At 69.0% G+C, this 14,584-nt stretch carries 11 protein-coding genes; 4 read left to right on the forward strand and 7 right to left on the reverse strand.

The features are described 5' to 3' along the window. Position 1: 1 nt before the first annotated feature. The 3 genes from IG98_RS0114735 to IG98_RS0114745 are packed head-to-tail and all read right to left on the reverse strand — an operon-like array spanning position 2 to position 4,003. The gene (locus IG98_RS0114735; protein ID WP_030911600.1) at positions 2-1,285 is read right to left on the reverse strand and encodes an ABC transporter substrate-binding protein; all 1,284 of its coding nucleotides are present in this window, start codon (positions 1,283-1,285) and stop codon (positions 2-4) included. Positions 1,286-1,335: 50 nt separating this feature from the next. Continuing rightward, on the reverse strand, positions 1,336-2,943 hold the full coding sequence (locus IG98_RS0114740; RefSeq protein ID WP_245651559.1) for an FAD-dependent oxidoreductase: 1,608 nt from the start codon (positions 2,941-2,943) through the stop codon (positions 1,336-1,338). A gap of 28 nt (positions 2,944-2,971) precedes the next feature. Beyond that, entirely contained in the window at positions 2,972-4,003 is a 1,032-nt protein-coding gene (locus IG98_RS0114745) for a LacI family DNA-binding transcriptional regulator (protein WP_030911606.1), read from the reverse strand. 232 nt (positions 4,004-4,235) lie between these two features. Here IG98_RS0114745 and IG98_RS0114750 point away from each other — a divergent pair, with 232 nt between their 5' ends. Next, entirely contained in the window at positions 4,236-5,255 is a 1,020-nt protein-coding gene (locus tag IG98_RS0114750; protein ID WP_030911609.1) for a glycoside hydrolase family protein, read from the forward strand. 114 nt (positions 5,256-5,369) lie between these two features. Beyond that, the gene (locus tag IG98_RS0114755; RefSeq protein ID WP_084195356.1) at positions 5,370-5,852 is read left to right on the forward strand and encodes an NUDIX domain-containing protein; all 483 of its coding nucleotides are present in this window, start codon (positions 5,370-5,372) and stop codon (positions 5,850-5,852) included. Between the two features lie 87 nt (positions 5,853-5,939). Here the strand turns inward: IG98_RS0114755 and IG98_RS0114760 are convergent, their stop codons facing one another. After that, positions 5,940-6,770, reverse strand: coding sequence for a PhzF family phenazine biosynthesis protein (locus IG98_RS0114760; RefSeq protein WP_030911616.1), 831 nt, complete (start codon positions 6,768-6,770; stop codon positions 5,940-5,942). A gap of 366 nt (positions 6,771-7,136) precedes the next feature. Between IG98_RS0114760 and IG98_RS0114765 the strand changes: the two genes are divergently transcribed. Next, positions 7,137-7,568, forward strand: coding sequence for a nitroreductase family deazaflavin-dependent oxidoreductase (locus tag IG98_RS0114765; RefSeq protein ID WP_030911618.1), 432 nt, complete (start codon positions 7,137-7,139; stop codon positions 7,566-7,568). Positions 7,569-7,851: 283 nt separating this feature from the next. Further along, on the forward strand, positions 7,852-8,748 hold the full coding sequence (locus tag IG98_RS44865) for an alpha/beta hydrolase fold domain-containing protein (protein WP_245651560.1): 897 nt from the start codon (positions 7,852-7,854) through the stop codon (positions 8,746-8,748). Positions 8,749-9,070: 322 nt separating this feature from the next. Here the strand turns inward: IG98_RS44865 and IG98_RS0114775 are convergent, their stop codons facing one another. The 3 genes from IG98_RS0114775 to ligA all read right to left on the reverse strand — a co-directional run bounded on the left by IG98_RS0114775 (position 9,071) and on the right by ligA (position 14,228). Then, positions 9,071-10,183, reverse strand: a complete 1,113-nt coding sequence (locus IG98_RS0114775) for an RNA-guided endonuclease InsQ/TnpB family protein (protein WP_030911624.1) — start codon at positions 10,181-10,183, stop codon at positions 9,071-9,073. A 359-nt stretch (positions 10,184-10,542) separates the two neighbouring features. Further along, a complete protein-coding gene (locus tag IG98_RS46865; RefSeq protein ID WP_051752092.1) occupies positions 10,543-12,636 on the reverse strand; it encodes a DUF4132 domain-containing protein in 2,094 nt (697 codons plus the stop codon). A 158-nt stretch (positions 12,637-12,794) separates the two neighbouring features. Further along, positions 12,795-14,228: an NAD-dependent DNA ligase LigA gene (ligA, locus tag IG98_RS44870; RefSeq protein WP_245651561.1), complete on the reverse strand. Its 1,434-nt coding sequence runs from the start codon at positions 14,226-14,228 to the stop codon at positions 12,795-12,797. Positions 14,229-14,584 lie beyond the last annotated feature (356 nt).

Below are 14,584 nucleotides of genomic sequence, written 5' to 3' on the forward strand. Positions count from 1 at the left end.
GTCACGTACCCAGCATCGGCTGGATCCTGGCGCACACCCCGCCCAGCACCGCCTTGACGTCGGCGCCGGGCTGCCAGAGCGGGTCGAGCGCGGCCCGCACGGTCTGCGCGAGTTCCGCCTGGCCGGTGTGGCTGGGCTTGACCACGCCCTTCTCGATGCCGCCGATCACGACCTGCTGGAGCTGCTCGGGCTTGAGCAGCGGGTTGCTCTTGGCCAGGGTGTCCGCGGTGAGCTGGGAGGCCCGGGGCGGCGGGAAGTAGGCGGCGAGCCTGGCGGAGTTGGCGGGGTTGGTGAAGAAGGCCAGGAAGTCGACGGCCGCCGCGGCGTTCGCGGACTTCTTGAAGACGCCCAGGCCCGCCTGGCCGATCACCGAGTACTCACCCTTGGGACCCGCGGGCAGCGGGACGAGGTCCCAGCCGAACTTCGCGTCCTGCAGGAGCGAGGCGCGGGAGATCTGGGTGATGGTCATCGCCGCGTCGCCCGCGAAGAAGTCCGCCGTGGTGCCCGGACCGGGGAACGCCTTGTCCGTGAAGACCGCCCTGTGCAGGAACGTCATCGCCTCGACCATCTCGGGACTGTCGAACCCGCAGGTCCTGCCGTCCTCGCTCCAGGCCTGGGCGCCCCAGCCGCCCCATACCGAGGCGAGGTTGTCCCAGCTCTTGTAGTCGAAGTCGCGGACGACCATACCTGCCTTGCCGGTGCCGGAGGCGACCGCGGCGTTCTGGGCCACCACCTTCTCCCAGGTCCACGTACCCGCCTTGATCATCTCAGCGGGGGTCTTCTGACCCGCCTTCTTGAGCAGGTCGGTGTTGACGAACACCCCGAACGGCGAGGTGGAGAACGGGTAGGCGTACAGCTTGCCCTCGGCCTGCCAGAGCTTGACCGCCGAGGGGGTGAGGTCGTCGAAACCGTAGCCCTCGGCCTTGCGCAGCGTGTCGTCGAGCGGCGCCAGCGCGCCTGAGGAGACGAAGTCGGGCGCCGAGTTCTCCAGGATCCAGGCCAGGTCGGGGGCGTTGCCGCCGGCGATCTGGGTGGTCAGGGTGGTGGTGTAGTTCTCGAAGGGGATGGGGTCGAACGTGATCTCGCCGATGTCGGGGTGGGTCTTCCGGTATTCGGCGGCGATCTCGTTGAACAGCTTCAGATGTGCCTCGTTCGAGGTCCAGATCGTCATGCGCAGCGGTTGCGGGCCCTTCGCCGCGCGAGTGGCCTCGTTCGCCCCGCCGCACGCCGTCAGGGTGAGCAGCGCCGCCAGCGCGACGGCCGCGGGCTTTCCGAATGGTCTCATGGTCCGATCTCCTTGCTGGGAATCCCCCGACGGTCGTGGTGGGTGCGCGGTCAGTAACCGGTCACCTGCGGCCAGCGCAGCTCGACGCCGTCGCGGGTGAGCCGGTGCTGGAAGGCGGCGAGCAGGCCCTCGTCACCGCGTACGGCGTGCGGGGTGGTGGCGTTGTCCAGACAGAAGGCGGCGAGGGCGCCGGCGGCCTCGCCGACGTTCCACTCCACCGGGTGCAGCCGGTAGGCCCCGTTGGTGATGTGTGTGGTGCCGATGTTCTTGGAGGCAGGCAGCAGGTTGGTCATCCGCTGCGGGACGAGCGCGCCGAGGGGGATCTCGAACGGCGAGCTGGCCACGTCTATGTAGTTGTCGCCCCCGGTGGAGGGGTGCAGGTCGATGCGGTACATCCCCACGCCGACCGAGTCGGCGTAGCTCACCGCGCCCTTGTCTCCGCGCACCGCGAGCGACAGGTCCTGCTCGGCCACGGTGTACAGGGCACGGACGCGGCGCGACTCGCGGATGTAGGGTGCCTGGGCCAGGCCGTCGTCGCCACCGCCGGTGACGTCGCCCCGCAGGCGCAGGCCGGGAAACCCGGTCCCTCCGTCGGGGCGCGGCGCCTCGGTCTGCAACCAGTACAGCACCGAGCGGGAGAGCTCGCGGGCCGCGGCCAGGTGCCTGCCGGCGTCCGGCACGTCGATGACCGGGCCCTCCAGGTAGTCGATCATCGGCCAGTTGACCAGGGTGATGTCGCTGGCGTAGGCGCCGTCGGTGAAGTTACGCCGCGCGGCGATCCTGCGGAAGGTCCACAGGTTCGCGTCGCCGGGATTGAGCCGCTGGTCGGCCTCGACGAGCAGCGGGTCGTCGTCGGGGTTGGGGGTGAAGGAGCGTTCCACGATCTCCAGGGTTCTGGGGTGCGGGCATCGCCAGGACAGCAGCCGGTCACCCCAGAAGTCGGGTTGGTAGCCTCGCCAGAACTCATAGGATCCGGGTCTGTCGATGGTGTGGTCGCCGTCGACATGGTCGATCGCGAAGCAGACCGAGACCGCCTGCATGTTCGTCGGCTGGGCCTCGGCGGGCGCGCTCGGCTCGCCGGTGTCGCCCTGCGACTCGAACCCCGTCACGTACTCGGTACCGGTCAGCGGCAGCAGTTCGCCCGTCTCGGTGGCGTCCAACACGTACGGCGCGACGACGGTGACCTCTCCGCCCCCGTCCCGGTGCTCCAGACGGACCGCCCGCACCCGGTCGCCGTCGACCTCCGCGCCGACCGGCCGATACGGCTGCAGAACGCGCAGCCGCCCCGAGCCCCGGTACGGCGCGAGCATGGCCTCGATCACCGCGACCGCGACGCGCGGCTCGTGACAGAGCCGGCTCACGTGTCCGGCTCCGGGATTCAGCTCCCGCCAGGCCCGCGACCGCTCGGTCAGCGGATAGTGGTCGCGGTAGTAGCGGCGGATACCCTCGCGCAGCGCCCGATAGGAGGCCGTCACGCCGAACCTCTCCACCCAGGAGTGCTCGTCGGGCGGCACCGCCTGGCTGGTCAGCTGCCCGCCGAGCCAGTCGTACTCCTCGGTCAGGATCACTGTGCGCCCGGCTCGCAACAGCGCCAGGGCGGCGGCGACGCCGCCCAGCCCTCCGCCGACGACCACCGCGTCCGCCGATATCTCAACCACGTCGGGGCTCTCTCCCATCGTTCTTCGATCAGCTTGGAATCGGTGCGAACGTGGATCCCTCGACCAGCTCGCAGGCCAGCAGTTCCTGCGGTGTCTCCCCACCGCTCTCCAGCAGCTCCGCCAGCAGCTCGACGGCCCTGCGCCCCATCTCGCGGCGCGGGATGCGGAACCCGGTGAGATCGACATCGACATGGACGGGCCTGGTCGGGGCGCCCAGCGCGAGGATCGACAGGTCCCCGGGGATCGCCAGACCCCGTTCGCGCGCCGCGTGCGTGATCGCCACGGCGTCGGCGGGTTCCTCGACGAAGGCCGCGGTCACCCGGGCCGCCGACAGCTCCTCCAGCAGTTCCCCGGGGGTCCTGCCGGTGACCTGGACATGCACCCCCTCGGCTCCGACCGCGGCCACGGCCTCGCGGAAGCCGCGCATGCGGTCGGCGGGTGACTCGGCGCCCGCTCCCGCGCCGACGTAGGCCAGCCGCCGATGGCCGAGTCCCGCCGCCCGGTCGACCAGGGCGCGCACCGCGGGCGGGTAGTCGGCGCCCACGTACGGCACCGGCGCACCGGCGTCGTCGCGACGGCCGATGGAGACGAAAGGTATGCCCTCCGTCAGCAGCCGGGCCAGGTCGTCGCGGTCGACCGTGCGCCCGAGGAGGACGCAGCCGTCGGCCAGCCGTACCCGGCTGTCCTCGTTGAAGATCCGGCGCCGCTCCCCCGCGGCTCTGGCGCTGGTGAACAGCAGCAGGTCGCAGCCCATCTCCTCGGCGCACTCCTCGATGCCGAGCAGGAAGGGGTGGTAGAAGTCGGCGCTCGCGGTCGGGAAGACCGCCTCGTAGGTGAAGACGCCCAGGATGCGGTTGCGCCGCTCGGCGAGTCTCCGTGCGATCGGGTCGGCGACGTACCCGGTCTCCCTGATCACCCTCAGCACCCGCTCACGCGTCTCCGGGGCGATGCGTACCTCGGCGTCGGTCCTGTTGTTAAGGACCAGCGACACGGTGGTCTGGCTCACCCCCGCGATGCGGGCGATGTCCTGCTGGGTGAGTCGGCGACCGGGAGCAGTCACGATCCGTAGCTTCCCATCTGGTGATAATGCGCATTAGCGAGGTTGGGCCGTCATTTTGCAAGTGACCGCCCCCTCCTGTCAAGAGCACGAAGCCGGGGCCGTGCCAAGGAAATATCACCCGTGATAATTCGTATTAGCGCCTTGACGTGCGAGCGCTTCTGGCCGAACCTTTGCGATCAGAGAGATTTGCTCACCATCACTCACAGTGAAAGTTGTCGCGAAGGGATCGTTGATGACCGAACCTCTCCTGGACCGCCGCGGGCTGCTGCGCACGGCGGTCGGCGCCGGTGTGGCCGGCGGCCTCGGCCTCGCCCTGCCCCAGGCGGCCACGGCGTCGATCGTGGACACGTCCGCGGCCACCCTGGCGGGACCCGCCGGTTTCCCCACCTACCAGTACATCGGCACGCCGTTCGCCAAGGCGAGCCTGCGCTACAACCCGACCAACGAGCTGATCTTCCCCTGCGTCCGGGGCATGTACGACAAGATCGCCAGCCCGCTTGCCCGCTACTACCTCTACTACGCCCCGCACGACGCGCCCGGCGGCATCTGCCTGGCCTACGGCAACTCGCTCGGCGGCCGGTTCACCGAGTATCCGAACAATCCGATCATCTCCAACAACTGGTCACCGCACTACTCGGTCAGCCACGTCTCCTCGCCGCACATCATCTGGAACCCCGACAACCGGCAGTTCTACCTGTACTTCCACGGCGAGAACACCACCACCCGGATGGCCTGGTCCACCGACGGCGTGCACTTCACCTACCACGGCAGGGTGCTGCACACCGGAGTCATCCCCGGGGCGACGGAGACGTCCTACGCGCGGGTCTTCGAGCACGCGGTCCCCGGACTCGGCAACAAGTACGTCATGATCTTCATGGGTGTCACCAACGGCACCCGAAAGATCTTCTGGGCCTGGTCGTCCACCGGCAAGAACTGGCAGTTCGACCCGACCCCGCTGGTCTCGCCCGGCCCCGACGGACAGAGCGACGTCTCCGGGCCCACCCTCGTCAAGCGCAACGGCACGGCGTACGTCGTCTACCACGGCAACAGCGGGAACATGTTCATCACCGAGGTGGGCAACTCGTTCGACCGGGAGGTCCATCTCGGCGTCTTCCACCGGCCCCTGGCCGGGGCTCCCGACAACGGCCGCAGCGCCGCGCCCTCCTTCGGCACCGACGGCGGCGTGGAGTACATGTTCTACGAGGCCGGCCAGCGGAGCCGGTCGACGATCGCCGTCGCCCGCGCCGTATAGGGACTCGCGTTCCCTGACGGCGTGGTCCGGGAACGCGAGGTCCCGGGGCGCGGAAGCGGCATTCCGTACCGGGTGGCGAGGTCAGGATCTCGATTCTGGTCTAGTCTCACGATCGTGACGATCAGGAACTCGCACTGTTCCTTCTGCGGTGCGGCCTTCGCCCCCGGCCAGTCCTGGCCGCGCACCTGTGCCGGCTGCCGGAACACCTCCTACCTCAACCCGCTTCCGGTGGCGGTGATGGTGCTGCCGGTCGACGACGGCCTGCTGGTGATCCGCCGTGACGTCGAACCGCACCGGGGTGGGCTCGCCCTGCCCGGCGGCTACGTCGACATGGGCGAGTCCTGGCAACAGGCAGCCGTCCGGGAGCTCCGGGAGGAGACGGGGATCGTCGTCGACGCGGACGAGGTGCGCCTCCTCGACGTGCTCAGCGCCCCCGACGGCACCGTACTGATCTTCGCTCTGGGGCCGAGGACCCTTTCGGCCGCCCTTCCGCCGGTCACACCCACGACCGAGACGACGGAGTGGCTGCTGATCGACGGGCCGAGGGAACTGGCGTTCCCGCTGCACACCAGGATCGTGGCGGAGTACTTCGGCTGAGCGACCACCGAGAGGCGGACAGACGATCCCGTGGTTCTCACCCGCCGGAACGGTACGGCGAGCGCCTTCGCAGGCGATCGGGTACGTCTAGAAATCGACCTCGCCCGTGACGCAGGTGATCGTGCCGCCACCGACCCAGATCGTCCCGTCGGCGTCCCGGGAGACGTGGGCGCGCCCGGCGCGGCCGAGGACCGTCCCCTGACTCGCCACATACGGCGCCTCGGCGCGGCCGGTGCGGAGCAGCCACTGCGCGAGCGAGGCGTTCAGGCTCCCGGTCACCGGGTCCTCGACCGTGGCGCCGTCCTTGGGGAAGAACGCCCGCACCTCGAACGCCTCCGGCGACCCCTCGGGGTACGGGCCGACCACGCCCACGTCGAGGTCCACGAGCCCTGGCCGCAGCGCGAGCACCTCGTCCGCGCTCGCCAGCAGGACGGCCACCCAGCCGGGCCCGTTGTCCGCCCACTCGGCGTCCAGGATCTCGGCGCGGCCGATGCCCAGCATCCGCGCGACGCGCTCCACCACCGGTTCCTCGACCGGTCCCGAACGGAGCAGCGGCGGCGCGGCGAAGGCCAGCCCGTCTCCGGTCCGGCGCACCGGCACCAGCCCCACCCCGCACTCCTGGACGATCACGTCGGCCTCGCCCGGCATCCCGCCCGCCGCCAGCCAGGCGTGGCAGGTACCCAGCGTCGGGTGCCCGGCGAAGGGCAGCTCCGAGACCGGTGTGAAGATCCGCACCCGGTAGTCCGCGCCGGGCGCGCTCGGCGGCAGCACGAAGGTGGTCTCCGACAGGTTCGTCCAGCGCGCGAACTCCGACATCTCCTCGGTGGTCAGTCCTCTCGCGTCGAGCACGACGGCGACCGGATTACCCCGGTATGGAGTGGTGGTGAAGACGTCGACCTGCTGGAAAGGGCGCGGCATGCCGCCGAGTATGCCACGCCGGACCTCGAATCCACGCCTTGACAACGTTCACGGTGAGAGCTTGTAATGATCCACGTCGCGTGTCGCCGGCCGGGAGGACGGCGGTGGCATGGAGGCGCCGGAACAAGGGATGATGTCGTGACTTCTCACTTCACAGGCTGCGCCTGACCGCATCGAGCCCGCGCGCCGTTCCCGCATTCGGCGGTGCTGAGCACCGCCTTCGCATGTGAGCTCTTCTCGAATCCGGCGGCCTACTGCCCCGGGCACCCATCGAGGCTCCATGCCCGCGACCGACCCGGCGTGCGGTGGCTTCGTACTTCCCGTTCATCCCCACCGCGCTTCACCCACGCCTGGAGTAGGCAGAGCATGTCCAGCGACTTCAATCAGCGGATCATCGAAGAGTTTCGTGCCAACGCCGGCCGGGTCGGCGGCCCCTTCGAAGGAGGCCGGTTACTCCTTCTGACGACGACCGGGGCCAGGACCGGCGCGCGCCGTACCACCCCGGTCGGCTACCTGCCGGACGGCGCACGCAAGCTGATCACCGCCTCCGCCAGGGGCGCACCGAACCATCCGGCCTGGTACCACAACCTCCTCGCCGACCCGCGCGTTACCGTGGAGGACGGGATCTTCACCTACCAGGCGCAGGCGGTCGTCCTGGAAGGCGAGGAACGGGACCGCCTCTTCGCCCGTGCGGTGGAGTCGGATCCCGGATGGGCCGACTACCAGGCCAGGACAAGGCGGATCATTCCTGTCATCGCCCTGAACCCCATCGACGGTGGGCCGCCCGCCGGGCCGTAGGGGGACTCCCTTCGCGGGTTCTGATTCCGGTGACGGCCCCGGACTGACCTACGAAGTCCCTCAATGCGATGACCACCCGAACCAGCCGACGCCGGCCGTTCCAGTGGCACCGTGCCGCCTGCCGAACGCGCCGACCGGACCGCGGGAAACGGGTCACCACCACGCTGCCATCGGCGCCTTCCCCCAGAGCCGACCGGCCGCACGCCCTCTGGTGACCACTCTCATCACCGGACCTGTCCCATCAACGAGCTTCAGCCACCCTGCACAGCGGAAGGATCACGTTTTGAACGTCACACACATCCCCACCACGCCCGAGGACAGCGCCGCGGCCCTGGCGGAGCTCGGGACCCTGCAGTCCCGTCCCCCCGTCCTGCCAGCTGATGCCGACCTCACGCCCGTCCTGCCGCACACCGGCGGCATTCCCGGTGAATGGGTCACCGCTCCCCGCCACCCGGCGGGCCTGGCGGCGGCTGAGACGGGGGTCACGATCTACCTCCACGGGGGTGGATTCGAATACAAAAACCCCCACCTGGAACAGGTCATGGCCTATCGCTTGTCCCGAGCGACCGGCCGCCCTGTCCTGGCGGTGGACTATCGGCTCGCCCCCGCCCACCCGTATCCGGCCGCGCTCGACGACCTGGTGGCCGCCTATCGAAGCCTGCTGGACCAGGGCGTGCCCGCCTCACGGATCGTCCTGGCGGGTGAGTCCGCCGGGGGCACGTTGCTGCTGTCGGCGCTGCTCGTGCTCAAGCAGGCGGGCGCCCCCCTCCCCGCGGCGGCGGTGGCCGTTTCCCTGCAGACCGACCTCACCCTGTCCAGCCCGTCCATCGACGCGAACGACGGCCAGGACTTCGTCAACCGGGCCGTACTCGACCACGTCCGCACCCGGTATCTGGCCGGGGCACAGCCGGACCGAGCACCTCAGTCCCCCCTCCACGGCGAGCTCGACGGGCTGCCGCCGCTACTGCTCGCGGTGGGCTCGAAAGAGGTGATGCTCGACGACGCCCGGCGCTTCGCCGAAGCCGTCTCCGCCGCCGGAGGAGACGTCTGTCTCGACATCTACGAGGGCATGCCCCACGCCTTCCACGCCACCGTACTGTCGGCCACCCCGCTTCCCGTCGCCACCGTCCTGCTGCACCGCATCGCGGACTGGATCGACCGCCAGGACCGAGCACAGTGATCATCCCGGGGCTCCGAACCACGCGGCCGCAGTGGCCGAGTGGTGTCGAGGTACTGCTCATCGATGAAACGCCCAGAGATACGACCCGCCAGGATGAGCCGATTGTCCAGCCATCGAGTTCGGGCAGGCCCGATCAGATGAACAGGCCGGCGAAGTCGGCGATCAGTCCAGCATCTGCTGGATGCGGCTTTCGACCAGGCCCTCGATGTCGAGCTGGTCACGGCCGGCGACGTTGTGCGAGGTGGCTTCTGTCAGCTTCTCAGCCCTGAAGGGCTGAGCTTGCAGCTCCTCGCCGTCGGTGGCTCCGACGGTTTGGTCCGCGTCAGGCGGCGTGACTCACTGCCCAGCTTGTGACACCGCGTGAGGCGATGTCACGAGCTGCGTTGACGTCGGCGTGCTCAGCGAAGCCGCACGACGTACAGGCGAAGGTTTCCTGGTCCGGCCGGTTGCGTTTGTCGACGTGGCCGCATGCCGAACACCCCTGGGAGGTGTACGCGGGGTCGACGTGGACCACGGCGACACCCGCGCGGCGGGCTTTGTAGGCGACGAACCGACCGAGTTGGTGAAACGACCACGAGTGCAGCGTGACCCGCTGGGGCTTGCGGAGCCGTACCCGCTCGCGGATGCCCTGGAGGTCTTCCAGGGCGATGCCGCGCCCGGTGCGTTGCGCCTCGGCCACGATGCTTTTGGAGATGCGGTGGTTGACGTCCCGGGCGAACCGGGACTCCTTGCGCCTGCGGGCCTTCAGCAGGCGCTTGGCGGACTTGGTCTGCTTGGCCTGCAGGCGGCGGCGCAGTTCCCGGTTGCGGTGCCGGACCGCGTTCAGGTGCCTGCCGGAGTGCCGTTCGCCGTCGCTGCTGGTGGCGATGTTGGCGATGCCAAGGTCGACGCCGAGAAAGGCGTCGGGTTCGGTGACGTCGACATCGGGGACGTCACAGGTGGCGATGAGCAGCCACATGCCGTCTCGGTGGATCAGGTCGGATTCGCCCTTACGGTAGGCGGCCAGCGCGCGGGCTTGGTCGTCGGAGCAGGCGAACCGGACGCCCTTCATCCGGCCGCCGGTGGTCCAGATGCTCACGGTGCGGGCCTCGACCTGCCAGGACAGGCATCGATCGTCGAACGGCTGGGCGGCGTCCGGGCGGAAGGCGATCGGCTTGGCCAGAGGCTTGCGAAGCTCCGCGCTTACCTGGGCTTTCACTGTCGTGTAGGCGTCGGAGACCTTCTTGATGACGTGCTGGGCGGCCTGGGCCGACAGGCCCATGGCCTTCAGGTCGCCGTAGGAGTGCACCCGCAGGTCGTAGTTGCGGAACGTCTTCGTCTCCCACGCGAGGCGAGAGACGAGGTTGGCGGCTTCGTTGCACAGGCGCAGCGTGTCCGCCAGCGCCGCCTCCTGGGCGGGCGCGGGAAACAGCCGCACCTGCACAACGAATTTCACACTGTGAACTGTAGTGTTGATTCGTCAAACGCGCGGCACCGTATGCGATTCCTCTCGGGCCTGAAGGCCCGAGGTTCCTCGCAAGCACTGCTGAACTACCGAAACCAGTGTTGCCCAGCAGGTCGAGCGGCACGTCATCGGTTACCGTCGCCTGACGTGACGCCCGGGGCCGGGCATGGAGTGGCCACGCGGCTGGAAACGACGGCGGATCCGTGTGATCCACCGTCGTGTCTGTCGGAGGGGGTCAGGCATCGAGAGCTGAGGGCACTGGGAGGCTGGCTCCCGGACCGAACCGGTATTGGAAGGGCCATGACGTGGTCCGCCCGGCGACCTCGGGATAAATCGCACACGTTTGTGCGTCAAGCCCGGATCTGACGGATGATGGAGGGGTCGGTGATGGCTGTGTCGTTCGCCAGCAGGAAAGCCTTGCTGAGGATGAGTGCCAACCGGCCGTCCTCCTCGAAGGGAAGGAACAGTCCGGCATGGGGGTCGCGTCCGGAGACGATGCACAGGTAGGCGTCGTTGGGTTCCATCAGGATGTTCGCCGACCCCAGATGGATCTTGTAGGTGCGTAGATCGCCACGAACGACCAGAAAGCGGTCGGTCATGGTGCACCGGTCCGCGATGGTGGTACGCCCGATCAGTCGGGACAGCGCGTCGCGCCGGACCTGGGCGCTCTCGGCCAGGTCGCCGAAGCCGTAGGACTGCCAGTAGTCCCCGTGGCCGTTGGGGTCCAGGCCGGTGGAGGTGACACCGACGGCCAGGTCGGCGTCTCGCAGCGCCTCCGACAGGATGAGCGGAGGAACCTCGGCCAGCGGGACCCGCGAGATGCCGGCGAGGAAACGGATGTCGCCGCTGACGCAGATGGAGACGGGGCCGACGTTGTCCCGCTCGGCGGACCCCTCGTCCAGGTGGAAGTCCCAGGTGACGGTCAGGCCACCGGGCAGCTTTTTGGCGGCGGTGCACTCGCCGGACCCTCCGGCCCAGTCCCAGTGGCCCAGCGTCATGCCGGTCCAGCCGCGGTCGGTGAGCAGTGTCTTGGCCTGGCCGTACCGGAGCAGGTGGGTGGAGAAGCGGCGCGAGTGGTCGCGCGTCTCCTCCTCGGCGGGGGTGAGCAGGTAGACCTCGCGGAAGGCCTGCTTGTACGGCTGGCGCAGCTCCTTGCCCTGCACCACCTCCCGCCAGGCGCGCACCTCCTCCAGGGACGCGCGGGCCGGATGCCACAGCCGCACCGGCACGTCCGGCACGCTCAACCCCAGCTCGGCGCGCCACACGCCGGGCGAGACCTCGAACTCCCAGATCAGCCGATCGGTGACCGGGTGACCCTCCAGCTGCCGGTACGGCGGAGCCGTCTCGCCGGCGCATCCGGCCTCCAGCGCCCTGACCAGGGTGGCCTGCTGCTGCGCGGTCTGCTTGGCCAGCTCGCGCAGCCGCTTGACCTCATCGGGGTGCTCCCGTTTGACCGCCGCCGGGACCGCCTTCAGCTTCTTGTCCCCATGCCACCACGACAGCTCGACCTTGCCGTCGGTTGAGATCACCGCCGTGTGCTCGCCGACAGCCTGCCGCAGCCGCCCGTCGGGTATCCGGAACGCCACCTCCAGCCGGTTCGCCAGGGCGGCCTCGATGCGCTTGAACATGCGGTCCAGTTGCTTGGGCACCCCGGCATGCCGGGTGGCCTGGCGGGCGGCGCGTAGCGCGGAGATCGCCTCGGGCGTCGGGTGCTCTTCCACCGCGCGGGCGATCTCGAACAGCAACCCCTGCGACGGCAGGGTCTTGGCCTGGGTCGGAGCCACCGCGATCCCGCGCAGCAGCCTGTCCAGCAGCTCGGGCAGCCAGGGCTCGTCCCGGAGGAGCGCCAGCCGTACGGCCCGGCCGATGGTCCTCTTCTCTCCGTCGTCGAACGCCTTCTCCGCTCTGTAGGGAATCTCACCGGCGTGGATCGCCGTGACGCGGGCCTCGGCCGCCTCCAGAACCGTCCGGGCAAAGTCCAGGTAGCCGGGCAGGCCGCCGAGCCATTCGATGACGGCGGGCAGCGGGGCGGCGTGGTCTGGCCGTTCTCGCATTGCCTTGGCCATCGCCTCGGCGAGCAGCGCCCGCAGCTCCACGTCCCAGCCGAACACCACCTCCATCTCGGCGACCTCGATCGGCCCGCGCTTCTCCGCGAACTGGGCGCTCACTTCGGCGTCCATGCCCGCCAGCCCCGCCGCCGCCATCACGGAGAAGGATTCGTACCGTCGGTGTTCGTCCAGCAGGTATCCGACCAGCTCGCGGGCTGCCACGGCCAGCCGCTGCTCGTCGACCACGTACGGTGCCGATATCAAGCTGCCGTCGACGGTCCGGACCGCCGCGCCCAGCCCGGCGCTCAACTGGGAGGCCTCGGGCCAGTATGTGGGGTCATTCGCGGTCCCAGTGATCAAATTGTGCAGGCGCTGCGCGAGGGGGGAGAGGTGCATGCCGATGGTTCCTGTCAGAGGTGGATCTGGCGGGTGATGGGCGGGCCGGTGATGGCTATCGAACCGTCACCGCGCCCAGGCCGATGCGCTGATCGGTTCAATCGCCTCGTATAGGTCTCTACGAGGCAATTGCCACGTGGCTGATTCGAGCTCGTCGATCAGATGAACAGGCCGACGAGGCCGGCGAACTCCTCCGGGCCGACGATCCGCACACCCAGGCTCTCGGCCTTGGTCCGCTTGGAGCCCGCCTTCTCCCCGGCCACCAGCAGTGACGTCTTCGCCGAGACGCTGGAGGAGGATCTGCCTCCGGCGCGTTCGATCAGCTCGTTCATCTGGTTGCGGGTGAGCGCCTCCAGCGCCCCACTCATCGCACCGGTGACCACGACGGACATCCCGGCCAGCGGCAGCTCGGACGCGCCGCTCGTGTCGGTGTCGGCTCTGGCATCGGCGTCAGGAGCCGCGGATGGTGCCCAGCCCGGCTCGGTCATGGTGACCCCGGCCTTGACCAGCTTGTCGATGAGGTCGGCGAGTTCGACCAGCTCCGCCACCACCCCCGGCGCCTTCTTCGGGCCGATGCCCTCCACCGCCTCGATCGCCTCGGCGTCGGCCGCGCGGATGGCGTCCATGCTGCCGAAGTGCCGGGCGATGCGACGGCTCATGGACCGGCCGGTGCCGCGCACGCCCAGCGCACAGAACACCCTGCTGAGCGGTTGGGCCTTGGCCCGCTCGATGGCGGCCAGCAGATTGTCGGTGCTGGTGGCGCCCATCCGCTCCAGACCCAGCACCTGCTCACGGGTCAGATAGAACAGGTCGGCGAAGTCGGCGATCAGTCCGGCGTCCAGCAGTTGCTGGATGCGGCTCTCGGCCAGGCCCTCGATGTCGAGCTGGTCGCGGCCGGCGGCATAACCGATGGAGGCGATCACCCGGCAGGCGCGCCCGCGCACGCACCGCCACCGCTCCTGGGAGGCATCGATCGCGTCACCGCAGGTCGGGCAGACCTGCGGGATGGGGATCGGCCGCTCGTCGCCGGTGCGCAGGTGCACCACCGGTGCCTCGACCCGGGGAATCACGTCGCCGGCCTTGTAAACCGTCACGCTGTCACCGAGCATCAGGCCCCGGCGGGTGATGTCGGCGACGTTGTGCAAGGTGGCGTAGGTGACGACGCTGCCGTCGAGCTCGACCGGCTCCAGCACGGCGCGTGGGGCGATGATGCCGCTGCGACCGGTGTTCCACTCCACGCCGAGCAGTTTGGTGATCTTTTCGGTGGCGGGCAGCTTGTAGGCGATCGCCCAGCGGGGCGCGCGCGAGCTAAAACCGGCCTGGGATTGGTCGACGACCAGATCGCATTTAATCACGATCCCATCGATGTTAAAGGGCAGCTCCGGCCGCACCGTGGCGATCTGCTCGATGCGCCCCTGCACCTGCACCAGCGTCTCGGCGACGATTCCGGCCACTGGGGTGGCGGCGGTGGTCTGCACGCCTTGGCCGGTGACCCATGCCATGACCTCGCTGTGCGGGAGCTCGCGTAGTCGCACGTGTAGGGTCCCGTTTCCCATGTCGTGCAGCAATCCCTTGACCAGCTTGGTTTTCACGCGTCCCAGTTGGTGGCGGACCGGTTCCGTCCCATTTGCATGGCGGTTTTTCTAGGCGGAGCATAAGGCTTTCCCACTCTGTTAAGAGTGAGGCGGTCCGGCCAGCCTGCAACAGATCCAGGACCTTCCAGCGGAACTTCGGGGTATCTCCTCGAGATGCTGACCTCTCCTGAAGGGGCGAAGGCATGTAAGTCGATCAAAGTGACTCCACGAAAGCTGGGGTACATCAGAGCCTCCAGCAATCTTGGCGCGGTTCACTGGACACCATTGTGGCTCTCCCGCTGAGAATTGTGCCCGGATGCCACGACCAAGGCTGCCGCCCTATCCGGCCAGACCGAGACGGCGGGCTGGTCCAG

It is taken from the genome of Streptosporangium amethystogenes (assembly GCF_000721075.1).
Classification (GTDB): Bacteria; Actinomycetota; Actinomycetes; order Streptosporangiales; family Streptosporangiaceae; genus Streptosporangium; species Streptosporangium amethystogenes.